The 23552-nt window shown below is 32.8% G+C and carries 19 protein-coding genes and 1 pseudogene; 6 read left to right on the top strand and 14 right to left on the bottom strand.

The features are described from left to right. Nucleotides 1-25: 25 nt before the first annotated feature. The 10 genes from ACVEGE_RS15945 to ACVEGE_RS15990 all read right to left on the bottom strand — a co-directional run bounded on the left by ACVEGE_RS15945 (nucleotide 26) and on the right by ACVEGE_RS15990 (nucleotide 10823). Nucleotides 26-2557, bottom strand: a complete 2532-nt coding sequence (locus tag ACVEGE_RS15945; protein ID WP_192501582.1) for a PIG-L family deacetylase — start codon at nucleotides 2555-2557, stop codon at nucleotides 26-28. 146 nt (nucleotides 2558-2703) lie between these two features. Then, nucleotides 2704-3267, bottom strand: a complete 564-nt coding sequence (locus ACVEGE_RS15950; RefSeq protein ID WP_192501583.1) for a hypothetical protein — start codon at nucleotides 3265-3267, stop codon at nucleotides 2704-2706. Between the two features lie 172 nt (nucleotides 3268-3439). Next, on the bottom strand, nucleotides 3440-3889 hold the full coding sequence (locus ACVEGE_RS15955; RefSeq protein ID WP_192501584.1) for a hypothetical protein: 450 nt from the start codon (nucleotides 3887-3889) through the stop codon (nucleotides 3440-3442). A gap of 290 nt (nucleotides 3890-4179) precedes the next feature. Further along, nucleotides 4180-5973, bottom strand: coding sequence for a BamA/TamA family outer membrane protein (locus ACVEGE_RS15960; RefSeq protein WP_192501585.1), 1794 nt, complete (start codon nucleotides 5971-5973; stop codon nucleotides 4180-4182). 59 nt (nucleotides 5974-6032) lie between these two features. Beyond that, the gene (locus ACVEGE_RS15965) at nucleotides 6033-7202 is read right to left on the bottom strand and encodes an AI-2E family transporter (RefSeq protein WP_173854600.1); all 1170 of its coding nucleotides are present in this window, start codon (nucleotides 7200-7202) and stop codon (nucleotides 6033-6035) included. Between the two features lie 178 nt (nucleotides 7203-7380). After that, nucleotides 7381-7917 carry a mechanosensitive ion channel domain-containing protein gene (locus ACVEGE_RS15970; RefSeq protein ID WP_192501586.1) on the bottom strand — a complete coding sequence of 179 codons (537 nt, stop codon included), beginning with the start codon at nucleotides 7915-7917 and terminating at the stop codon, nucleotides 7381-7383. A gap of 1 nt (nucleotide 7918) precedes the next feature. After that, complete coding sequence (locus ACVEGE_RS15975; RefSeq protein WP_192501587.1) at nucleotides 7919-8503, bottom strand: Maf-like protein; 585 nt, start codon at nucleotides 8501-8503, stop codon at nucleotides 7919-7921. Further along, a complete protein-coding gene (locus ACVEGE_RS15980) occupies nucleotides 8496-9422 on the bottom strand; it encodes a geranylgeranylglycerol-phosphate geranylgeranyltransferase (RefSeq protein WP_192501588.1) in 927 nt (308 codons plus the stop codon). Before ACVEGE_RS15980 ends, ACVEGE_RS15975 begins: the two co-directional genes overlap by 8 nt. A 116-nt stretch (nucleotides 9423-9538) precedes the next feature. Next, nucleotides 9539-10066, bottom strand: a complete 528-nt coding sequence (locus ACVEGE_RS15985; RefSeq protein ID WP_173857351.1) for a KdsC family phosphatase — start codon at nucleotides 10064-10066, stop codon at nucleotides 9539-9541. After that, entirely contained in the window at nucleotides 10050-10823 is a 774-nt protein-coding gene (locus tag ACVEGE_RS15990; RefSeq protein ID WP_192501589.1) for a Rossmann-like and DUF2520 domain-containing protein, read from the bottom strand. Before ACVEGE_RS15990 ends, ACVEGE_RS15985 begins: the two co-directional genes overlap by 17 nt. A gap of 548 nt (nucleotides 10824-11371) precedes the next feature. On the opposite strand from ACVEGE_RS15990, the gene ccsA reads away from it, so the two are divergent. Beyond that, nucleotides 11372-14563, top strand: coding sequence for a cytochrome c biogenesis protein CcsA (ccsA, locus tag ACVEGE_RS15995; RefSeq protein ID WP_192501590.1), 3192 nt, complete (start codon nucleotides 11372-11374; stop codon nucleotides 14561-14563). Between the two features lie 61 nt (nucleotides 14564-14624). Here the strand turns inward: ccsA and ACVEGE_RS16000 are convergent, their stop codons facing one another. From ACVEGE_RS16000 to ACVEGE_RS16010, 3 genes are all read right to left on the bottom strand, one after another. After that, complete coding sequence (locus ACVEGE_RS16000; RefSeq protein ID WP_192501591.1) at nucleotides 14625-15575, bottom strand: tRNA dihydrouridine synthase; 951 nt, start codon at nucleotides 15573-15575, stop codon at nucleotides 14625-14627. A gap of 205 nt (nucleotides 15576-15780) precedes the next feature. Further along, nucleotides 15781-16575, bottom strand: a complete 795-nt coding sequence (locus ACVEGE_RS16005) for an anti-sigma factor (RefSeq protein WP_192501592.1) — start codon at nucleotides 16573-16575, stop codon at nucleotides 15781-15783. Continuing rightward, on the bottom strand, nucleotides 16575-17105 hold the full coding sequence (locus tag ACVEGE_RS16010; RefSeq protein WP_173854609.1) for an RNA polymerase sigma factor: 531 nt from the start codon (nucleotides 17103-17105) through the stop codon (nucleotides 16575-16577). The genes ACVEGE_RS16005 and ACVEGE_RS16010 overlap by 1 nt, the downstream gene beginning before the upstream one ends. A 221-nt stretch (nucleotides 17106-17326) precedes the next feature. Between ACVEGE_RS16010 and ACVEGE_RS16015 the strand changes: the two genes are divergently transcribed. From ACVEGE_RS16015 to ACVEGE_RS16035, 5 genes and pseudogenes are all read left to right on the top strand, one after another. Then, the gene (locus tag ACVEGE_RS16015) at nucleotides 17327-17977 is read left to right on the top strand and encodes a DUF4331 family protein (protein WP_192501593.1); all 651 of its coding nucleotides are present in this window, start codon (nucleotides 17327-17329) and stop codon (nucleotides 17975-17977) included. A gap of 26 nt (nucleotides 17978-18003) precedes the next feature. Then, nucleotides 18004-18606, top strand: a complete 603-nt coding sequence (locus ACVEGE_RS16020; protein ID WP_173854611.1) for a DUF4331 family protein — start codon at nucleotides 18004-18006, stop codon at nucleotides 18604-18606. An 88-nt stretch (nucleotides 18607-18694) separates the two neighbouring features. Next, entirely contained in the window at nucleotides 18695-19990 is a 1296-nt protein-coding gene (locus ACVEGE_RS16025; RefSeq protein ID WP_192501594.1) for a tetratricopeptide repeat protein, read from the top strand. A 2-nt stretch (nucleotides 19991-19992) separates the two neighbouring features. Beyond that, nucleotides 19993-22206: pseudogene (locus ACVEGE_RS16030) on the top strand (TonB-dependent receptor). Nucleotides 22207-22347: 141 nt separating this feature from the next. Further along, the gene (locus ACVEGE_RS16035; RefSeq protein WP_192501595.1) at nucleotides 22348-22935 is read left to right on the top strand and encodes a glutathione peroxidase; all 588 of its coding nucleotides are present in this window, start codon (nucleotides 22348-22350) and stop codon (nucleotides 22933-22935) included. Between the two features lie 60 nt (nucleotides 22936-22995). Here ACVEGE_RS16035 and ACVEGE_RS16040 read toward each other — a convergent pair whose 3' ends face one another. After that, the gene (locus ACVEGE_RS16040; protein ID WP_192501596.1) at nucleotides 22996-23493 is read right to left on the bottom strand and encodes a GNAT family N-acetyltransferase; all 498 of its coding nucleotides are present in this window, start codon (nucleotides 23491-23493) and stop codon (nucleotides 22996-22998) included. Nucleotides 23494-23552: the final 59 nt, after the last annotated feature.

Below are 23552 nucleotides of genomic sequence, written 5' to 3' on the forward strand. Positions count from 1 at the left end.
CGGACTTTTTTTGGTTCCATAATAGTTAGGGTTTTACTTTTTGATTGGGAATCGTTGTTGGATTGTGTAACGAAATAATATTCGATAATAAACGGTAGGCTCCAGAAACGCCTTCAGGCAATTCTCTAAAAAAGCTTAAACCAGTGTAGATGTAATATCCTTTTCCGTATTGTGCTACTAATAATGCTCCTTTTTTAGCACTTTCACCTTTATCAGATGACGAAATAATAGGTGTAAAATTTGCATCATAACTATCGGGGTAATAAAGGCCTTGTTCTTGTTTCCATCCTTTAAAATCTTCTGCAGTGATTTTATTTGGATAATTTAAAACAGGATGATTGGGAGCTAAAAATTTAACCGCAGCATCCTCTTCAGTCACGCGGTCACGCGATATTTTTAAGGGATAAGGTGCAATATTTGCAGGGAGTGCATCACTTGGTGTGTTGTACTGTACCATCATTGTTTTTCCGTTTTTTACAAAATCGAGTAATATTTTTTGTTTGTTAGCCAAAACTTGAACCGTATTATAAGCACGTATTCCGGTAATGATTACATCTAGTGATTCTAATTTTTCAGTAGTAATTTCGTCAGGATTAAGTAAGCTAACTTGGTACCCCATTTGTTTCAAACTTCCGGGTACTTCATCGCCAGCACCCATAATGTAACCAATTTTTTGGTTGTTCATTTTTAAATCTAAACGAATGAATTTTGCTTCAGCATCAGGCAAAATTTGTTGCTTAGTAATGTGACTGTAATCAATGATTATTTGATCTTTATTGTATTTTTTATTAGCAATAGTTACCTCGCTTTTTGCATATACTTCAGTAGGTTGGGAGGGAGGAGTAACATTAAAGTACACCACTTGCTCCATTCCTTTTTTATCTAATGTAAACGGAATGCTGGCAGGTGAAACTGTCCAATCCTGAGGTAAATCTAATTGTAACACGCCTTGAATAGCGTCTTTTCCTGCTTTAACCTTTACGGCAATGGCTTTGTTTTTTTCAGAATTGAAAAGTGATACTTTATCAAGAATACTAGAAGTAACTTCAGGAACAATATCCAAGTAATTGTACATTTCGCCTTTTACATTATCATTGTATTTGTAAACAACCATTTGCTCAAACGGAATAATAATGTCTTCGATTTTAATATTAAAAAATAGTTTTACATTTCTAATAATATCTGGGATTCCTATGTTTTGCTGGTTAGTTACGGTATACATTCCTACCGATGCTTTTTCTTTTAACCAATAAGGTTGTGTGTATTCAATATCAGACGGTAATTGCAAATCAACTGCCATAGTTTCGTCTTTATTAAACTGTAAGGGTTTGTTTAAAAGTGTATTTTTAGCATCTGGTTGACTTGTTACACTTATAAGATCCATAGCAACAGTACTTCTATTTATTGCTTCTAATTTAAGATTTACAATGCTTCCAGGATACGCTTCTTGATTTGTTGCAGCAGCTTCTAAGTACAAGCCAGAACAACCAGCAATAATATTTTTTAATTCGTTTGTTTTGATTGTTTTCCAATGACTTTCGTCCAAAGACTGAATCATTTTGTACACTTTAATTAACTCAGGAATACTAGCGGAGGGATTTTGAAAATTATATTTAGCAATTACTTCTGTTACTAAAATTCCAATAGCTTTACCGCCTTGAACTCGGTTCCAAGTTGTATCAATTCCTTCAAAAATGTTGTTTTTGTCTTTTAATGGATTTCCGTTTATAAATTCAAGATATTCGGTGTCTTCACCACGACTTCCAGTGGCTCCAAAACCTTGTGATTGATGGCTACTACGACTTAACGCAGCAATTTCTTGATTAGATTTACCTAAATTAGTGTAATAGACTCCTGTTTTAATAGTTGTCATTTTGTTTTTATTAGCAGCATCAAATTTTTCTTGACTACCATAAAACCACCATGAAGTATTAAAAAACTGCCTTTTGGCTTGCCAAGGAGTTACCCATTTTAATTGTTCTGGAAAAACGGTAGGATCATTAGTTAAATCAAAACTTTTAGTACTCAAAATAGCTGATGAAGTATGGTGACCATGTGTTGTTCCTGCTGTGCGGTGATCAAAACGGTTAATGATAACATCAGGCTGGAATTTTCTAATGGTCCAAACCACATCTGACAATACTTTTTGTTCGTCCCAAATGTTTAATGTTTCCTCTGGATTTTTAGAAAAACCAAAATCATTAGCACGTGAAAAAAATTGTTCACCACCATCAATTTTTCGCGCTTCAATAAGTTCTTGCGTTCTTATTACACCTAGTAATTCTCTTAATTGTGGTCCTATTAAATTTTGTCCTCCATCACCCCTTGTTAATGAGAGATAACCTGTTCTCGCTTTTTGATCATTGGCTAGGTAAGATATCAAACGGGTGTTTTCGTCATCAGGATGTGCTGCGATATACAAAACAGAACCTAAAAAATTCAATTTCTGGATTTGGTTGTAAATGATAACCGAATTGGGTTTTTGAGGTTTTTGTGCTGTAATTATAGCGGTTGAAAAGAGTAAAATAACAAGGAGTAAAAATTTATTTTGATGCATTTTTTAAATATTAATTGGCAATAACTTCAAATGTAGTAATAATTTTTTTTAAGTAGAATATTCTCTTTTGTATTTTGAAAAATCTTAACGATATAAAAAAAGAGCACCTAGTTAGGATGCTCTCTTTTCATTTTTTTACTTTTAGACTAATGTCTTCTATGGTCATTGTGCTCTTTTTTTTGTTTTTTACCATTACTTCTATGGTTATCATGTTTGTCATAACGTTTATGATTGTCTTGATAACTGCGGTCTCTAGAACTACGACGGTTTGCAACATAACGATGGTTATTAGTATACCTTGTTTTATGAGCGTAACGTCTATGGTCATTTCGGTGACCTATTGTTCTTTGATTTGCTACACGATAACCTACACGATATTTAGATCTGTGGGTATTGTAATAGCTATATGGTCTGTGTCCATGGTAGTTATTTAGCACTACTTTGTAACCTGAGTATAAATCGTAGTTTCTATATCTTCCTGGTAAATTTCGAGATCTAATCCATCTTCCTTGTCCAAAATATATAAATTGCGAAGCGCGAATATCATAATACGCTTGTACATCAGGTAAATAATAGTAATCTATATTTGAGTAACCAGCAGGTCCCCAAGATGGCGCTGTGCCTATATTTAAACTTACTGAAACTTGTGCTTGACTAGTACTGGATATTAGTAGAATTATTCCAACGGCTATTAGTTTTAATGTTTTCATATTTTCATTTTTTTTGTATTGTTATTGAATGTTGTATCGGCTAGCACAATACTTTTATGCTAAAGCCAACAACTGTGCCACGATTATTTTGTTACCATTTATTAACAGATAAAAAGACAAAAAAAAGAGAAACATATTACTGTTTCTCTTTCTAATTTAACTTTAAGTAGAGTTAATGTTTTTCTTTGTGATTGTTTTTATTAGACTTTTCTTTATGATCACTTTTTTTAGCAGGATTCTTTTTATAACCTATTGTTTTTTGTGGTTTTCCTTTATATCCTTTATGATATTTTACTTTATGTTCTTTGTAGTGTGTGTATGGTGTTTTTCCATGATAATCACTCAAAACTACTTTATAACCACTGTATAAATCGTAACCACGATATTGTTTGGGTAAATATTTTGATCGAATCCATTTATCTTGACCTAAATATATAAATTGTGAATTATGGATATCATAATAGGCCTCTACATCTGGTAAATAGTAGTATTCAACTTCTGAATAGCCTGAAGGTCCCCATTCAGGAGCTGTACCAATATTTACATTAACCGAAATTTGTGCATGACTAGAAGTTGCTGCGAACAGAATTAATCCTAGAACTAATAATTTAAATGTTTTCATTTTTATTTTTTTTATTTAATAGTAGCTTAGTAAATTCAGGCTACTAAAGTTCATAAGCCAACAACTATGCCATGTATTTATAAATTTATCCGTTTGTAGGGATAAGTATATAAATAAGAGAGAATAATTTGTAGCAATGCTTAGAAAGTAATAATTTAGCTATTTTTTAAACTAACGAACTTCTAAAGCATCACTGTGAAAAATCAGTATGATTAAAACGTGAAGCAGTGGTAATTTAATTTCAGTCTGCATGGGCCCCAAAAAAAACAGGGATTTTATTCTACAATAGTTTATTTAAACAATACTGTTCTAGGTTTAGCCAATTCAAAACTTTGGAAACCAAAATCAGTTGTTTCAAAGGCATTTGTTCTAAATACATTGTCACCTTCAAAAGGGATCCTTGGATAGTAAGAAATAGAAAGTTGAAAAGAACTAAAAACTAAGTAATCATTATTGATTACCACGCCTACACCTATTTTAGAATAAGCTTTTCTTTCGTTTATTCCGTTATTAGAATTCCCAAGTACCGCTATGGTATAGTTAAAATAAGGATTCATTCTAAAGCCCCAAATGTCCTTTGGTGAATAAGTTTGTGTTTGCATGGTCATAACTGCTTTGCTAGTTCCATATACTGCGCTGTTAAAACCTTGAATTCCGTAGTTATCATTAATTGTTAATTGGTCACCTATAATGTCTTTTCGGTTTACACCAATGATAACTTGAGGTTTTATAAACTGTCTAATTTTCCATTTTCCTAGCTCCATCAAATTAGTGAAGTAATTCGCTTGAAATGAAAACGTAGTTTGTTCTGTAGTTGAATGATTAAAAAATGTTCCTACTTCAAAATTGGTACTCAAAAATCCCCAGTCGTGGTAATTCCCAAAAGAAACTTGAGCACCTAGATACGGTCTCCATGTATTATTTTTATACTGATAGCCACCTGTGATGCCGTAAATTCTTCCAATAGGCACATCCTCAGTAATTCCGTTTTTAAAAAGGTACTTGTCTTTGACAAATTTTCGCATATTGATTCCTATTCCGCCAAGATAAAGTTGTTCGGCAGAGTAGAAATTTAAAGGGTCTAAACTACTAATCGGACTTTCTTCATAATGAATATTTAAGTAACGAGCGGCTAGAATTAAATTTGTAGTTTCGTCATCAATAGTATTTCCTTTAAAAATAGTAAATGCTTTACCACCCCATACATCACGACTGCTGAACTTGAAGTTTTGTGAAATATAGCTCAAATCAGCTGCTTGTAACGTATCCTTTCTGAACAATTGTTCAAATGATATTCCACCTGCCCATTTAGTTAATGGGGAATAAAAAGGACGTTCAATATTAATTCCTTTGTCGTAATAATTATCTAAATCAATATTGTATTTAACCACTGTTTTCACAAAAGTGTTGCGGATATTCGGAACTGTGTATGTGAAATTATGAGCATCTTTTCCATCTTCAAATCTATTTGTAAAACGGTAATCAAGTTGTTGACCTGTTCCCATAAAACTCCTTTCATTGAGTCCAATAGCAATTTTTGAACTAGAAAAGGATAATCTAGGTTGGGTACTCCAAGAATCTAAAACCCGAATGGTTATATCAACAGAGTCCGCACTAGGACTTGTGAATTCCTCCGAGATTGTTACTCGGTTCACATATCTTTGAGATCTAATAATACGTTCAGATTCAGTTACCTTAAGATTGTCATAAGGAGTGTTTTTCTTAATTAACAGCAAATTCATAATTGCAAATTTCTTTGTTTTAAGATGCATTCTGTTTCCTGTTTTTTCGAACCAGTTTTTTGGAACTCTACTACTATCTGTGTCGGAGTAACCAAAAGGATCTAGCGTAACTACCTTAATATTACGTATGATCTTACCTTGGGCATTTATAGTCTTTGGTTTTACTATTTTTGGTTGTTTTTTATGCGAAGTTATTGGTCTAAAAATCAATCGATGCAATGCCTTAGTGAATTTTTTCTTTTTAGAATATTGCTGAATATCTTTATAAACCTTTGCGCTGTCTTTTTCGATTTTGCTACTTTGCGAAAACGAAAATTGACTGCTCAAAAGAAACAGAACCATTACTATTTTTAGATATATTCGAGGCATTAATTGTGATAACAGTAAATTAAGGTGAAAAATTATTTAGAATCTAAATCTAAATCAGGATCGATAGCGTTATTCTCATTATCGAAAATTATAATCGAAGGACGCTCTCGCTCCACAGGATTAGCATAACGCCAAACAAAAGTTTTGGGCATATTGTCACCCAATAAATAACCCCAAGGTTCTAAGGATTCTATTCGATCAAAAATAATTTTTAAAATAGCAAGTAGAGGTATAGCTAAAAACATACCCGAAATTCCAGCAATTCCACCGCCTATTATAATTCCGATAATGGATACAAAAGCATTTATTTCGACTTTAGTATTAATAATCATAGGTACTAAAATGTTGTTGTCAATAATTTGCACTACAATATTAATGATTAATATGCCCAGCATTATCGATATATCAGGAGTTGCCGTTAATGATGATAACACAGTAATTAATCCAGCGATTAAAATCCCTACGTAAGGAATTAAGTTCAAAATCCCAGTTATGATTCCTAGTAAAATAAAGTATTTCACACCAATAATATACAATCCTAAACCTGTAAGTACTGATACTACGATAGTTTCAATAATCAACCCCACAATATAGTTATTGATAGCACTTTTTACTTGTGATAAAATTTCCTTAAGTTTTGGGTGGTGCTGTTTTTTAACCAGTTTAGCAAAAAATAAAATAAAATGAGTTCGATATAATAAAATCAAAAATGTGTAAATAGGAATTAAAGTAAGATCAGCAATTATATCAGTAACTGAAATTAAGGTGTTACCTATGGTTTTTGTACCGTTTTTCATTGAATCTTGTGTTACATCATCAATGTATTTCTTCTGTTCCCAAATACTTAAATTAAAAGTAGCGCTAATGTAGCGGTGAACATCTCTAGTGAAGAGTTCGATGTTCTTTTTTATTCGATCAAAATCACTTGCAATATCACTAATTTGATAAGATATAAAAGTAAAAATGGCAATGATGATGAGTATAAATAGTAGTACCGTCAAGGATACGGCTAGTATGTGAGGCAAATGTACTTTAGTTGTAAGAAAGTTGGAAACCGGCAGCAGTAAAACAGCAAATAGAAAAGCCATTAAAACAGGTATGATAACATCCTTGCCAATAAAAAAAATATAACTAATGCAAATCACGCTAATTAGTGTAAAAGCCAGTCTAATATAAAACGGATACGTAGTGATTTTGCTCATGATTTTTAGATATAAATTTGAATAGAAATGGGGAACTGCAAACCGATGCAGTACAGCACAAAAATCCTCTTTTAAAAGCGGAGAATCCTTATGTGTTTTAATGTTATTTTTATAAAATTACCACTTTTTAAAAGTACAATTAAATAAGAAGCGATTGACAGAATAATCAGAGAGAAAATTAATCGGTGAATTCGTTGTCAATAAAACGGTCTTTCCTAATTGAAATTCCTTTTTGGAAAAGTAGGTTGTTTGGATAGATAATTGTCTCACCTTCTTTTGTTTTTAACGAAACATGAAAAGCACGAATGTCTTCGATCTCACCAATAATAGGATAGTCCTTATCTAAAATTTGGATTACATCACCTATTCTAAACGGAAAAGAGAAAAACAAGATAACCCCAGAAGTTATATTACTCAAGATAGACCATTGTGCAAACATGGCAACACCCACAACAGTTGCTACTGATGAAACGGCAATAAAAATATCCTTAGGTTGCACACCCCAAATAATGATTAGCGCAATTAAGCCAATTATAACTACTAATATATGGATGTATTTAATGACTAGATTTGTGCGGTGTTCTATTCTATGCGTGACTTTTGCAAAGCTTTTTACTAAACGAGTAAGTACGACGCGCAAAATGATAAATACAAGAATTAATATCCCTGAACTTACTATTTCTTTGGTGTAATTTTGAGCAAAATCTAAATACATTTTAGGCTAATTTATTAAGGTATTCATACACTTTATCAACTGGCATTCCCATAACATTTGCATACGAACCTTCAATTTTTGCGACTGCAATAAAACCAATCCATTCTTGAATACCGTAGGCACCTGCTTTGTCATACGGCTTGTAATTATCAATATAGTATAAGATATCCTCGTCTGTAAGCGTGTTAAAAGTCACCTTAGTCGTTTCATGAAATACAACCGCTTTTTCATTTGTTTTAAAACAAACCGAAGTGATTACTTCGTGAGTTGCATTAGATAGTGATTTTAAAATTGTAAACGCATCATCTTTGTCTTTGGGTTTCCCCAAAGCGTTACCGTTATGCCATACAATTGTATCGCTAGTGATCAAAATTTCATTTTCTTTAAGTTCCCCTTCAAAAGCATCTGATTTTAATTTTGCTAAGAAATCAGTGATTTCGCCAGCTTTCAATTCGGGTGGAAAAACTTCTTCAATTTCTTTTAAACGAATTTCGAAATCCAAGCCCAAATCTTTAAAAAACTGCTGTCTCCTTGGAGAACCAGAAGCTAAGATTAGAGTGAATTTTTTGAGTTTATTTTTAAGCATTGTATTTTATATTAAAAGTAATTACAGCAATAGATAAAATCCCGAAGAACAAAATCCACTTTAATAAAGTACTTAATTGATGAAAATCTTTAGTTGTTTTAGCAGTCCATGATTTAATTGTAAAAAAACATAATGGTGCCACTATTGTTGTAAAACCATATGCGGTAGCTATAAAAAGACTGTTGGCAACAAGGTAATTGTTAATGTAAACAAGAAGTATAACGATAGGAATAAAGCTCAATGCAAATACTAATTTTACGGTGCGTTGAGTTCCAAAAATTATTGGTAGTGTACGCATCCCTTGATTGTAATCACCATTTATATCCTCTAAATCTTTGACTATTTCGCGTAGCAAATTAAGCATAAAAGCATAAAGGGCATAATCGAGCAATATGGAGAAAAAGCTGGCCATGAGTGCTTTGTTCTCGGGGTTTATTACTGGATAAATATCAAAAATACCAATAATAATAATACTAAAAGACAACAATAAAGCAACAATGATATTGCCAACAATAGGCATTTGTTTTAAGCTTGATGCGTAAATATACAACGATGCTGCGATCAGAATAAATACAACAGCAAAACCAGGTTTTTCGATCACATTAGATAAATAAAATCCAATTCCAACTCCCACACTATTTAAAGCAATATAAATATTATAAGCCGTAGTTTCTGGAAAACTCTTGCCTACTATTACCTGCTCCGGTTTGTTTTGGAGATCAGTTTCTTGATCAAAAATATTATTAACCACATAACCTGCAGCAGCAATTAATACCGTACTTAGTACTAGTAATAGGTATTGCCAATCAGCTAAAGCTAAAGTGATATTTTGCATTTTTAAAAACCCATATCTAAAAATGAGTTGCATAAAAGCTAGCATTAATAAATTTTTGTATCTAATGAGATTTAGGAAATTCATGTTTTTTAGTATTCAGATTTAGTATTTAAAGGGTAATTCTCGACTTCTTTCGAACTCATAATCGGACTTTTTATAATTAGTTTACATGATAAAAATAAAACACTAATTACTGTGATTTAATCATGTTGACCATTAAAATGTTCCATCCATTTTCCTTGTACTTTCATTACTTGCTCAATTACATCGCGAGCAGCACCTGTTCCTCCATTTTTATGCGAGATATACGTTGAAATTGTTTTAATCTCTGGACTTGCATCTTGTGGACAAGTAGGTAATCCTACTAATTTCATTACGTGATAATCCGGGATGTCATCACCCATGTACAACACTTGTTCAGGTTTTATATGGTATAATTCAGTATATTCTTTAAAAGTTTCTACTTTATCAGGAGTACCTAAGTGAATGTCTGTAATCCCCAAATTACGCAAACGTACACGAACACCTTCATTACTTCCGCCAGAAATGATGCACACATTATAGCCACTTTCTACAGCTGCTTTCATGGCGTAACCATCACGGATATTCATAGTCCTTAGTATTTCTCCTTCAGTAGTTACTACAACAGAACTGTCAGTAAGTACGCCATCGACATCAAAAATAAAAGTTGTGATGTCATTCATTAATTCTTTATAACTTTTTGCCATTATTTTGTATTGATTGTGTTAGTATTTTATAAATATTCAATTGGTTTTCATCTGTTATGAATTGTTCATGCGCTTCAATTGTTTTTTGATCGTTGCGTTTTGCAGGACCAGTTTGCGCTTTTTCAGGAGTGAGTTCCAGTATTTTTTGTGCTGTTTCCTGAATTAAAGGCTTCAGTATTGCAAACGGTACCTGATGTTCGTTGCAAATATCGTTTCCTATTTGATAAATATGATTGGTGAAATTATTGACAAATACAGCTGCAACATGTAGTGCTTTGCGTTGTTCTGAATTAATTGCGGTTGCTTGGTTAGAAATCAGTTTTCCTACTTTACTGATTAATTCAAAATCAGCATCGTTTTCGGCTTCTAAGCAAATGGGAATCGTTTTAAAATCGACGGCTTTATTTTTAGTAAAAGTTTGTAATGGATAAAAAACCGCTCTTCTATTACTCGAATTCAAAACAGTCATAGGTGCACTACCAGAAGTATGAGCAACCAAACGGTTTTTAAAAGGCAAAGCATTAGATACCTCTTCGATAGCATCATCAGAAACAGCAATCAGGTATAAATCGGCTGCTAAAAGTTCGCTGAATTGGTTGGTTATTTTATCTAGAGGAAGTAGAGAAATGAGGCTTTCTTTTTTACGAGAAAAAACCTGAATTAATTCGATTCCGTTTTCTCTTTTTTCTTCATTCTGAAAAGCGTTTATTAAATGCTGCGCTACATTTCCAGATCCTATAATAATTACTTTAATCATGGTGCAAAAATAACAAAAAAAAGTGAAGCCATTATAGTAATTAAGAGCGAGTTTATTTTAGTTAGAATGGTAATAGAATTGTTTTTTAGAAACAGTATTTTATAGAGGTATTATATTTTCAACAGTTCAATTCGTTTCATCCAGAAAATTTCAGAATCTAGGAATTGTATTCTTGTTTTAATTATTTTATCGGATTTATTTTTAGGCGATTTGGTGATGAATCTAGAATTTGATAGATACTAATTTATAAAAAAAAAATACAAATTTCTTTATTTTATCAAAATAACACCTGCTTTTAAGCAAGTTTCGCGTGAGGGGTAGGAGCAAGCTACCGAAGTAGCGCGGATGACCCGACAGCATCCTGAAAGAAGGGCTTATATTGAATAAGTGAAATAGCCCTTTTTTTAGGATGGTGGCACACCCAAAATAAAGCGTGAAATAAGGTACTTGCCCCCTTAATTTTTGATTAAATTAACAATTGTAAAAATATAGAAGTCAACATTTTTAAGTACTTTTGTGACTATTTTATAAAACACAATTCCCTTAAAATGAATAAAAAATTATTCTCCTTTTTATTTTCAACACGATTAATGGCGCTTCTTTTTATTACTTATGCAGTAGCAATGGGAGTAGGAACTTTTATCGAAAGTAAATACAATACTGATACTGCTCGAATTATGATTTATAATTCTTGGTGGTTTGAAGCAATTCATGTTTTTTTCTTGATTAATTTCATTGGAAATATTAAACGCTATCAATTGTTAAAAAAAGAAAAATGGGCTACTTTAATGCTGCATTTAGCCTTTATATTTATCTTGCTTGGTGCATTTGTAACTCGTTATATTAGTTATGAGGGAATGATGCCAATACGTGAAGGTGCTGCTGAAAACCAATTTTACTCGGATAAAACGTTTTTGACTGTCTTTGTTGACGGTGAATACAAAGGCGAAATGAAACGTAGGGTTTTTGAGAAGCCGTTGTTGCTTTCTCCAGTTACGAATAATAATTTTTCTATAATGGAAAAATTTGCTGATACTCCTTTTGAAGTATCCTACGAAAATTTTATCATGGGAGCTAAGGAATATGTAAAACCAGACCCAAAGGGTGTAGAATATTTAAAATTAGTTGAAGCTGGTGATGGTGGTCGTGAAGAACACTTTTTGAAATCAGGAGAAGTACAAAATGTTCATAATGTACTTATTGCTTTGAACAAACCTACTGAAGGAGCTATCAATATAACCACTACAGGAAAAGAATATACGATACAAACTCCGTTTGAAGGGAACTTTATGCGTATGGCTGATAAACTTGAAGGTGCGGTGACTAAGGATATCGTGCAGCCATTAATGATGCGTTCCCTTTATAGCATAGGTGAGAAACGTTTCGTTTTTCCTGATCCTGCGGTTAAAGGAGTAATTGCTTATGAATCTAATAATGACTTTAAGGCTAAAAATCATGAGGATGCTTTAGTTTTAAAAATAAAAGCTAATGGTGAAGAAAAAGAAGTAACGATTGTAGGTTCAAAAGGAAAAATAGGAGAGGCTAAAACCGTAAGAATTGGTCAAATTGATTATAGTTTTTTCTACGGAAGTAAAGCTTATGTATTGCCTTTTAAAATTAAATTGAACGACTTTATTGCTCAAAAATATCCAGGGACAGAGAAAAGTTACTCTTCATTTGAGAGTAAAGTAACTGTTCAAGATCCATCAGAAACTTTTGACGCCAGAATTTTTATGAATAATGTATTAGATTATAAAGGATACCGCTTTTTTCAATCTTCATTTGATCCAGATGAAAAAGGTACAGTGCTGTCAGTTAATCATGATTTTTGGGGCACAGCAATCACTTATGCAGGTTATTTTATGTTGTTCTTTGCTATGATGGCAATTATGTTTACAAAGCACTCTCGCTTTGCTGACTTAAAAAGAAAATTGGAAGTGGTTAAAACTAAAAAATCGAAATTATTGACCATCCTTGTCTTAATGATGAGTTTGAGTGGTTTTTCGCAAGCGCACAACCACGATCATGATGAAAATGGCGATCACGCAGATCATATAGAAAACGGAACGCACACTAGAGTAGCGCCTACAGAGAAGCAACTAGATTCTTTATTGAATAAATTCAAAATTAAAGAGGAGCACGCGGCAAAATTTGGTCGTTTAGTGATTCAGGATGCTGGTGGTAGAATGAAACCTATCAATACATTCTCATCAGAGTTATTACGTAAGGTGAGTCATTCTAATTCTTACAAAGGGATGAATCCTGATCAGGTGTTTCTTTCTATGTCACAGTATGCACAGTTTTGGATCGAAATTCCTTTAGTGTATATGAGGGAAGGAAATGATAGTATTAGAAAAATTATAGGAGTTGACTCTAAGATGGTTAACGCTCCCTTCATTGCCTTCTTTGACGAAAAAGGGAATTATAAATTATCTCCCTACTTAGATGCAGCTTACAAAGCAGCAAATCCTAACCAATTTGAGAAGGATTTTATCGAAACAGATAAGAAAGTAAATTTAATGGAATCTGCCTTGAGCGGAAGAATTTTAAAGATTTTCCCTATCCCAAACGATCCTAATAATAAATGGGTATCTGCATTAGAATTAGGTGAAGCGGGATTAAAAGGAATGGATTCTACGTATACTAAAAGCGTTTTACCTTTGTACTTCGGTTCTTTGAATCAAGCATCACAAACGGGTGATTTTAAAAATGCAAATGATTTAGTCGAAAGTTTGAATGGTTTCCAAAAGAAATTTGGTGCCAAAGTAAGACCAAGTGAAGATAAAATTGATTTAGAAATTATGTACAATAAGTACGATATTCTACCTAAATTATTCTTTTGTTATGCTATTGGTGGAATTTTTATGTTGATTTTTACTTTGTTGAGTATTTTCTTTGATAAAAAGTATTTACGTGTAACTGTAAATGGTTTTCATATTCTTATTGGTGTGTTTTTTGTTTTGCATACCATTGCATTAATTGCTCGTTGGTTTATTTCTGGTCATGCACCGTGGAGTAATGCTTATGAAGCAATTATTTATGTGGCATGGGCAACGATGTTTTTTGGATTGGCATTTGATAGTAAATCTAAGCTGACAGTAGCTTCTGCTTCTTTTGTTACTTCAATGATTTTTATGGCAGCCTATGCTAACTGGTTAGATCCAGAAATTGCTAATTTACAACCTGTTCTTAATTCTTACTGGTTAATGATTCACGTAGCGGTTATTGTGGCTAGTTACGGTCCATTTGCATTAGGGATGATTCTAGGTTTTGTATCGCTTTTATTGATCTTTTTTACCAATGAAAAGAACAAAGCAAAAATGGATTTGAATATTCAAGAGATTACGTACATTAACGAAATGGCATTGACAATTGGTTTAATCATGCTTACCATAGGGAATTTCCTTGGAGGACAATGGGCCAATGAAAGTTGGGGGCGTTACTGGGGATGGGATCCAAAAGAAACTTGGGCCTTGATTAGTATCATGGTATATGCCTTTGTAATTCACGCTCGTTTTGTACCTGCGTTAAGAGGAAAATGGATTTTTAACCTGATGAGTATGTTTGCTTTTATCTCGATATTGTTTACTTATTATGGAGTAAACTTTCACTTAGTGGGATTACACTCGTATGCGAGTGGTGAAGCACATTCATTAAGTTGGATTTGGTATTCATTAGGAACAATCACTTTTATTGGAGCAATCACTTATCCAAAATATAGAAAATATTATAAGAAATAATGCTGTTATAAACAGGGTATAAAAAAAGTGTCAACTAATTTAGTTGACACTTTTTTTTGGTTTAAAACCTTTCCGCTTTTAGTATTTCTGCAACAGCTATTTCGTAATTCTTTATACTATTTGCCTTTTTAATTTTCTTGTGTACTTTATGAGGATTGGTAAAAATCACTGAAAAATATTCCCACAAATGGTGCATTTTTAAAAGGATGTGTGTCGATCCAGAAAGGGACTCACTGTATCCTTGATACAAAGTATCATGAAATTCACTGATCAAATCTATCTTGTTTTTAGGATATTCTAAAGTGTCGTTTTTAATCATGCTAGGTAAAAAAGGATCAGCAATCAAACCACGTCCTATCATCCAATGGTCAATACTAGGAAAACGCGCTTGCATTTCTTTAAACTTAGTTACGGTGGTAATATCACCATTGTAATATAGTTTTACTTTACTTTGATCAACGCAAGTTTGAAAAGCATCTAAGTGCACACCACCTTTATATAATTGCTTGCCTAGACGGGCATGTATGGCAACATTTTTAACATTGTATTTTTCTAAAATTGGCAATACATCTAGAATTTCCTCTGTGGTTTCATAACCCAAACGCATTTTCATCGAAACAATAACATCAGATTCGTTTTGTACGCGATGCAATATCTCCTCAATTTTTGCTGTATTGCTAATAAGTCCAGATCCCATACCACACTTAGTGACCATAGGGTAGGGACAACCAAGATTCCAGTTTAGTTCTTTGTAGCCTAGTTCGCGTACATACTTAGAAACAAATAGAAACTCATCAGCATCGTTAGTAATGATTTGGGGAATGACCTCTAAATCAGAATTGTTCTCTGGTAATAAATCGCGTTGGTACGAATTCTTGATGATCATTTTTCCGTTTAAACGGATGTATGGTGCGTAAAAGGTATCGATTCCGCCAAAAATTTTGTTTTGTGCATTTCTAAATCGGAAATCTGTAAATCCTTGTAAAGGAGAGGAAAGTAGGGTATAGCTCATGTAATATATAAAAGTGCAAATATAACATACTTTATAGTGCAATGGATTCATTTAACAGGAATGTTGTAAAAGTGTATTTCTGCTGCTAGTAAGCTGGCTCATCAGCGATATAAAAGCATAAAAAAACCAGACAATCTGCTGATTATCTGGTTTTTTATGATATCAAAATTAAGACCGCAGTCTTTACTTTCGAAAATAAATAATTTTATACTTTTCCTAGTGTATATAATTGTTCCATTGTAGGAGTTAAGCTTCCGCCTTTTGGTTCTAATGTGATTCCAAAAGCTTCTGCATCAGCTGTTTTGTCAACTGCAAATATGTGTTGGTTATTAGCAACAAAATTGTCTAGTAAACCAATACTTGTAGGAGTAAGAGGGTTTAGTTTTAATGCCCATACTTGATACACCATTCCGTCTGGTGGCTCTGGTAAATTAGCGGCATCAACATAAACAACTTCAGTTTCCTTATTCCAATATATTTTTGCTGATGATTCAGGAGCAACAACTTGTCCGCCTAAGTTTACAACGGTATTTTTTGGATCCCTTACAACGGCTAAATTTGTTTCAGATGTAGCGTTTTTTAGTTCTAAAATCTTGAACTCTTTCTCTAATTTTGCTTTTTCAACTGCAGTTGTAGCCACTTGATTAGCAGTGATGTTTAATTCATTGTATTGGTATCCAATACCTACTAATAATAATATAGCAGCAGCCCAACCTAAATATTGTGCTCTATTGCTTGTTTCGGGTTCAAATTCGATCACTTTAGCATGCTTAAGTTCTAGTTTTTCCTTTATTTTTTCATAATTAGCAACCGAGTGAAATGGCGAAAAGCTAGATGACAAAGCCACAATAGCTTTTTCAATCGCAATTATTTCGTCGTTTATTGCTGGGTTTGTTTTGGCATGACTTGCAATTTCTTCATTTTCTTTTTCAGTCAGTAAACCATAAATATACATCTCTAAAATGCCGGATTCGATATATTCTTTGTTTTCGTTTTCCATTATGCTTTCAAATAGTTTCTTAAATCATTTATACAATTTCTATTATGTGTTTTTACTGTTCCTAACGGAATATCCAGCTCCTCAGAAGCTTCTTGCTGGGTATATCCTTTAAAAAACAATAAATCAATAATTTGTATACACTTTGGTTTGAGTCTTTTTACAAACTCTTGTATTCCAATAGTATCTACTTTGCTAGTCAGTTTGTTACTGTCTTCTAATAGATTTACGAAATTATCTGAGGATAGGTTTTTTTGACTGTTGTTAAAGTTTTTAGAACGCAATTTATCGATAGAGGTGTTTCTAGCTATATTGAGGATCCAAGTGTAAAAACGGCCTTTACTTTCATTATAAGAATCAATGTTTTTCCAGATTTTTACAAAGACATCTTGAAGAACATCTTCGGCCTCTTCTCTATTTCGGACTAAAACATTTATAACCGAAAATAAACTCTTAGAATACATATCATATAGATGTGTAAATGCTCTTTCGTCCTTTTTATATATTAAGACTAATAATTCTTCTTGGGTCATATATCTCTCTTTTAATATTACAAACTTACTTACTATTGAAGTAATTACAACCTACATAGTAAAAAAAAAGAATAATATAAAAATAATTGTATTTTTTTTAAGGTTTTAAATTATTGATAATCAGTTGATTGATTAATTTGTTGGTTTTTTTTTGACTATTTATAAAACCGCAACTTAAACAAGCCCGTAAGTGCTATTATAACCTTTTAAACTATTATAAAATGAAAAAGTCAAAAATGATTTTAGGCCTATCGCTAGTGGCGATTTCGGGTTTGGTGTTAATAGCAGCAGATCACATTGATGCACCATCTGTTACAGGTAACGCAGCAGACATTACGGATATGTATGCTTTTCAAGGACAAGATACTAACAATTTAGTATTTGCAGTCAACACACAAGGATTACTTAGTCCAGGGGCAACTGGAGCCGCTACTTTTAGCGAAAACGTAATGATTGAAGTTAACATTGATAATACTGGAGATAATGTTGAGGATCTAGTTATACAAGCAATAAGAAAAGGAGATAAGATGTATTTCTTTGGTCCTTATGCACCATCAGTAAAAGGAACTTCAAGTACAATTGATGTAAGCAAAGCTTCAGGAAGTGTTGCTATTTCTAAGTACGGAGCGACTGCTACAGTAGCAACTGAAAACGGAATGAAATTTTTTGCTGGACCAAGAGACGATCCTTTTTTCTTTGACTTAGGTCAGTTTCAAGCAATCCTAGGAAGTACAGCTACGGCTTTTAACAATCCAGGTACGGATACTTTTGCAGAAACTAATGTTCTTGCAGTAGTTATAGAGGTTCCTAAATCAAAGTTAGGTACTGCTGATGCTATTAATGTATGGTCAGAAACTAAGAAAAAACAATAATTATTAGTATTTAAACAAAATATATTATGAAATCACAAGTGAACGAATTCCGTAATAATATAAACAACAACATGATGAGCAAATCAAATAAATTTAAAATTATAGCAATGGCATTAGTTGCTTCAGTTACTATCGTAAGTTGTAATGACGACGATAATAATAACGATACAATGGTAAGTGCTGATTTTTCAGGAACTTTTGTACAACAAGATCAAATGGCTAGACCAGCAATTAATACTGTTTTTATTGCATCAGGACAACCTAAAGATGATTTTAATGGAACGGTACCTTCTGCAATGGGAGCCAAATACCAATCTGTTTTTCAATCTAGATTAATGGATTTAAATCCTGCATTTTCTACAAATGCTTTAGGACAAACGGCAGCTCAATTCACAGGATTGTTAGCGACTGATGTTCTTGGAGTTAAAACAACTGGTAAAACAACTTTTTTTGACGGTCCAAATGTACTTACAGGTAGAGCATTAGCAGATGATGTTATTGATGTAGAGCTTTTATTAATCTTTGGTGGGTCTGATGGAACTGCTAATCCAGGATTAACTTCAGATCACGTTGATGCAAATGACAAAGAATTTACTACTGCATTTCCTTACTTAGCAACAGCTTGGTAATAATAAGCATTTAAAAAACAGGGTGCTTGTTAATTTAAGCACGCTGTTTTTTATTTTTTTTCTAAAACAAACAAACAAACAAACAAACATGAAACAGTATAAAATAATTCCGTTACTGATTTTTACAATTTTATTCCTTTTCGGTTGTGAAACTAAAAAGGATCAAATAACAAAAACGGCCGACTATGAACAATATCTTGATTTAAAAAAGAATCCTTCATTGGATTTTACAAATGAGGAAATCACTTTTTGGCAAACAAAATATGATAAAGCGCCTAATCAAAAGAGCTATCTTGGGATTATTGCTTCTAAATATGCCACGCTTTTTGAATATACAGGGAACATTAATTACCTGTACAAAACCGAAAAATTATTAGTAGCGTCAAATCAAGCGAGCAATTATTCTAAAGTAAGCACGCTACGTTCTTTAGCCCGTAATTACATTGCGCAACACCGTTTTAAAGAAGCTTTGGCTCTAGCCGAAAAAGCATTTGCTATTGGTGAAGGTAAAAAGGAAACCCAAAAATTATTATTTGATGTACAAATGGAATTAGGCGATTTTGATAGTGCCTTAACTAATCTTGATGCCTTAAAAGATATGAAAGAATATGATTATCTTATTCGATTAGCAAAATGGAACGACCATAAAGGAGATTTGAATACTGCCATTGGTTTCATGGAAAAAGCAAGAGATATTGCTGAGAAAGAAGATAATAAAACACTTAAAATATGGTCATATTCTAATCTAGGAGATTTTTACGGTCATGCCGGAAGAGTTCAAGAGTCTTATGACTGTTACTTAAAAACATTAAAAATAGATCCCAATTATTCCTACGCATTAAAAGGAATTGCTTGGATAGTTTTCTCTCACGAAAGAAACACTACTGAAGCAAAGAGAATTGTTGAAGCTATTGAAGTTACCCATAATACTCCAGATTTCTTCTTGATGAAATCACAAATTGACCAGTTTGCAGGAAATAAGGAAGACGCTATAGCAAATGAAAAAGCGTATTTCAAAATGTTAACAGACCATAATTATGGCGCAATGTATAATAAATACAACGTTTTAATTTATGCTGATCAAAAACAAAATGCTGCAAAAGCACTCGAAATTGCTAAGATCGAAGTTGATCATAGGCCTACGCCAGATTCTTATTCATTATTAGCTTGGTCTTATTTAAATATTGGTGAGCATGAAAAAGCATTGGCTATAGCCAAAGAACACGTTATAGGAAATTCATTTGAACCAAAAGTGCAATACCATTTAGCAATGATATATAAAGCGAATAAAATGGAAGATAAAATTGCTCCTATTAAAGAGGAATTATTAGAAAGCATTTATGAATTAGGTCCAAATTTTGAACAGAAGATTAATACCCTGTAACTATGAAATTTTTTGTAACTAGTATTATTTTGTTTTTCGGAATCCTATCGTATGGGCAAACGCAGCAGGGGAAAATTACAGATGAATTGGGCAACCCAATAGAAAACGCCTACGTAACTAATTTAAAAACAAATACACACGCGCACACTAATGAGTTAGGGATATTTAGTATTGATAAAACGGGAGTTTCTGATGTTTTAAAAGTAAGCGCTTTAGGATATAAAAAAGCGAATTACATAGTTATAGAATTAGAAAATACGATTATTTTACTTGATGATATTTTTAGACTGAATGAAATCATAATCCAGCCAAAATTATCGGCTATGAATATCGTTTCTAAAATTGATTTGCAAACAACGCCTGTTAACTCATCTCAGGAAATACTCAGGAAAGTACCTGGATTATTCATAGGGCAACATGCTGGTGGAGGTAAGGCTGAGCAAATTTTTTTGAGAGGATTTGATATTGACCACGGTACTGATGTCGCTATTTCTGTAGACGGGATGCCTGTAAATATGGTGTCACATGCACACGGTCAGGGTTATGCTGATTTGCATTTTGTAATTCCTGAAACAGTAGAAAAAATAGATTTTGGAAAAGGTGCGTATACTGCCAGTAAAGGGGATTTTGCAACCGCAGGATACGTTGCCTTCCAAACTAAAGATAAATTAGACAGCAATAGCATTAGTTTTGAAGTGGGACAATTTAATACATTGAGAACAGTAGGGTTGTTTGATTTATTAGGCAAACAAAACAAACAATCCGCTTACATTGCAACAGAATATATCCTAACAGATGGGCCTTTTGATTCTCCCCAAAATTTTAATAGAGTCAATTTGTTAGGAAAATATAGTGTGATTTTAGACGATAATAGTAAGTTTTCCATATCGGCATCACGATTTTCAAGTAAATGGGATGCTTCAGGCCAAATTCCGTAACGATTGGTTGATTCGGGTGCAATTTCACGATTTGGTGCCGTTGATGATACTGAAGGTGGTAAAACTGCTCGTACTAATGTAAACGCAACTTTAAGCAAATCTATTGATGAAAATACGTTCTTAAAAGCCAATGCTTTTTATTCTAAATATGATTTTGAGTTGTATTCTAATTTTACTTTTTTTTTGGATGATCCTATTAATGGTGATCAGATAAAGCAAAAGGAAAACCGTTCAATATATGGCATGAATACCGAGTTAAATAAAAGTATAAAAAACAATAATTGGGATGTATTGTTCCAGTTGGGCGTTGGTTTTCGCTCTGATGCTGCTGTAGATACAGAGTTATCACATACTTTAAATAGAACTACCGTTCTTGAAAATTTAAAATTAGGGGATATTGATCAAACAAATGGTTTTACGTATCTAAACACCGAGTTTAAATTTGGAAAACTACTTATTAATCCAGCAGTGAGAGTGGATTATTTTAAATTTAATTATCAAGATAAATTACAAACGGCTTACAAAACGCAAACAGAAACTGAAGTGAAAGTTTCGCCAAAGCTGAATTTTATTTATTCTCAAAATAATGACTTACAATTTTATCTAAAGTCAGGAATTGGTTTCCATTCAAATGATACGAGAGTGGTGGTGCAAAACGATGGTAAACAAGTTTTACCCACTGCAATTGGCACTGACTTAGGGACGATTTGGAAACCTTTTCCTAAATTACTAGTTAACTCAGCGCTGTGGTATTTGTACTTAGAGCAAGAGTTTGTATATGTAGGTGATGCAGGAATTATTGAGCCTAGCGGAAAAACTAGAAGAATGGGAGTGGATTTAGGATTGCGTTATCAGTTAAATGACTGGTTGTATTTTGACGCTGACGCAAATTATACTTATGCACGTAGTATTGACGAAGCAAAAGGCGAAGATTACATTCCGCTTGCACCAGACTTTACTTCTACTGCTGGATTGAGCTTTCAAAAATGGAAAGGATTCTCTGGAGGGTTGCGTTACCGTTATTTAAAAAGCCGTCCCGCTAATGAAGATAATTCGATTGTTGCAAAAGGGTATGCAATAGCCGACTTTAATATTAACTACCAATATAAAAGTGTGACGTTTGGGGTATCAATTGAAAACCTTTTTGATACAGAGTGGAATGAAACACAATTCGCAACCGAATCAAGATTGCAAAACGAACCCAATAGTGTTGAAGAAATACACTTTACCCCAGGAACACCGTTTTTTATGAAAGGAAAAATTACCTATACTTTTTAGGCAAAGAATTTATAATTTGTTTGTTTTTGTTACTAAGCCCAGCTTTGTTTGTTTTGCTGGGCTTTTTTATGTCCATTAATTAATGAGAACAATGGAGGTATTATCATACTAATTACTTAATTTTATAACGAAATAGAAACCATGAAAAAATTAGTCTTGATTACTTGCAGTGCATTACTCTTAATGGCTCATTACACACAAGCACAAAATAAAAAGCACCTAAAAATAAATTCAGAAAAAACAATGATAAAACAAAATATATATCAGTTTAAAGTAACCGATTTATCAGGTGAAATATTTGACTTCGCAAGTCTAAAAGGTAAAAAAGTCATGATTGTTAATACAGCTTCAAAATGCGGGTTAACACCACAATACAAAGATCTGGAAGCAATTTACAAAGAATACGGAACTAAAGATTTTGTTATAATAGGTTTCCCAGCTAATAATTTTGCATCACAAGAACCAGGAACTAACGAGGAGATTGCTACTTTTTGTCAAATGAATTACGGAGTTACTTTTCCTATGATGGATAAAGTATCTGTAAAAGGTGATGATATGTGCGCGGTTTATCAGTTTTTAACTCAAAAAGATAAAAACGGTTTTCAAGATTCTGATGTGGAGTGGAACTTCCAGAAATACTTAATCAATAAAAAAGGAGAATTAGAAAAAGTAACATCTCCAAAAACATTACCTACAGATCCATCAGTTATTGACTGGATTAAAGCATAAAAATAGTAAAAAATGCTAATTCCTACTCCTATTAATATAAGAGTAGAAATTAGCATTTTTCTATTTTAAAATCAATTGCATAAAAACCGAGTGCAACCAGCGCTCAAATTTCCATCCTGATTCTTTGATTAATCCTACCGTTTCAAAGCCGTATTTTTCATGAAAATCAACACTACTTTGATTTTCAGAATCTATCACTGCAATCATGGTGTGTATGCCTTGTTTTTTTGCAATAGCAATCAATTCTAACAATAAAAGTTTGCCTATCCCTTTACCATGAATATCATTATTCACATAAACGGAATGCTCTACAGTAAATTTATAAGCTTCTTTGAATCGGAATTCACCGTACATTCCAAAACCTGCTACAGCACCATCTAGCTCAGCTATAATAACTGGAAAACCTTTTTTGACTTTGTCTTCTAGCATTTCAAGTTGCGCTGCGTAACTTCTAATGTTGTAATCATAAAGCGCTGTAGAGTGTAAGATATTATAATTTATAATGTCAAGTATGGCTTGAGTGTCTTCAGTTTTATAGTTTCTTAACTGGATATTCATAATAGTATTATTTGTTTCCAAAATTAAGAAAATTCAGTTAAAATAAAACGAAAAGAGGA

The sequence above is a fragment of the Flavobacterium sp. PL002 genome, assembly GCF_054165825.1.

What these genes read in the sequence shown, in the direction of transcription:
- ACVEGE_RS15945 (WP_192501582.1), bottom strand. Translation starts at nt 2,557, where the DNA reads ATGCATCAAAATAAATTTTTACTCCTTGTTATTTTACTCTTTTCAACC.
- ACVEGE_RS15950 (WP_192501583.1), bottom strand. Translation starts at nt 3,267, where the DNA reads ATGAAAACATTAAAACTAATAGCCGTTGGAATAATTCTACTAATATCC.
- ACVEGE_RS15955 (WP_192501584.1), bottom strand. Translation starts at nt 3,889, where the DNA reads ATGAAAACATTTAAATTATTAGTTCTAGGATTAATTCTGTTCGCAGCA.
- ACVEGE_RS15960 (WP_192501585.1), bottom strand. Translation starts at nt 5,973, where the DNA reads ATGGTTCTGTTTCTTTTGAGCAGTCAATTTTCGTTTTCGCAAAGTAGC.
- ACVEGE_RS15965 (WP_173854600.1), bottom strand. Translation starts at nt 7,202, where the DNA reads ATGAGCAAAATCACTACGTATCCGTTTTATATTAGACTGGCTTTTACA.
- ACVEGE_RS15970 (WP_192501586.1), bottom strand. Translation starts at nt 7,917, where the DNA reads ATGTATTTAGATTTTGCTCAAAATTACACCAAAGAAATAGTAAGTTCA.
- ACVEGE_RS15975 (WP_192501587.1), bottom strand. Translation starts at nt 8,503, where the DNA reads ATGCTTAAAAATAAACTCAAAAAATTCACTCTAATCTTAGCTTCTGGT.
- ACVEGE_RS15980 (WP_192501588.1), bottom strand. Translation starts at nt 9,422, where the DNA reads ATGAATTTCCTAAATCTCATTAGATACAAAAATTTATTAATGCTAGCT.
- ACVEGE_RS15985 (WP_173857351.1), bottom strand. Translation starts at nt 10,066, where the DNA reads ATGGCAAAAAGTTATAAAGAATTAATGAATGACATCACAACTTTTATT.
- ACVEGE_RS15990 (WP_192501589.1), bottom strand. Translation starts at nt 10,823, where the DNA reads ATGATTAAAGTAATTATTATAGGATCTGGAAATGTAGCGCAGCATTTA.
- ccsA (WP_192501590.1), top strand. Translation starts at nt 11,372, where the DNA reads ATGAATAAAAAATTATTCTCCTTTTTATTTTCAACACGATTAATGGCG.
- ACVEGE_RS16000 (WP_192501591.1), bottom strand. Translation starts at nt 15,575, where the DNA reads ATGAGCTATACCCTACTTTCCTCTCCTTTACAAGGATTTACAGATTTC.
- ACVEGE_RS16005 (WP_192501592.1), bottom strand. Translation starts at nt 16,575, where the DNA reads ATGGAAAACGAAAACAAAGAATATATCGAATCCGGCATTTTAGAGATG.
- ACVEGE_RS16010 (WP_173854609.1), bottom strand. Translation starts at nt 17,105, where the DNA reads ATGACCCAAGAAGAATTATTAGTCTTAATATATAAAAAGGACGAAAGA.
- ACVEGE_RS16015 (WP_192501593.1), top strand. Translation starts at nt 17,327, where the DNA reads ATGAAAAAGTCAAAAATGATTTTAGGCCTATCGCTAGTGGCGATTTCG.
- ACVEGE_RS16020 (WP_173854611.1), top strand. Translation starts at nt 18,004, where the DNA reads ATGAAATCACAAGTGAACGAATTCCGTAATAATATAAACAACAACATG.
- ACVEGE_RS16025 (WP_192501594.1), top strand. Translation starts at nt 18,695, where the DNA reads ATGAAACAGTATAAAATAATTCCGTTACTGATTTTTACAATTTTATTC.
- ACVEGE_RS16035 (WP_192501595.1), top strand. Translation starts at nt 22,348, where the DNA reads ATGAAAAAATTAGTCTTGATTACTTGCAGTGCATTACTCTTAATGGCT.
- ACVEGE_RS16040 (WP_192501596.1), bottom strand. Translation starts at nt 23,493, where the DNA reads ATGAATATCCAGTTAAGAAACTATAAAACTGAAGACACTCAAGCCATA.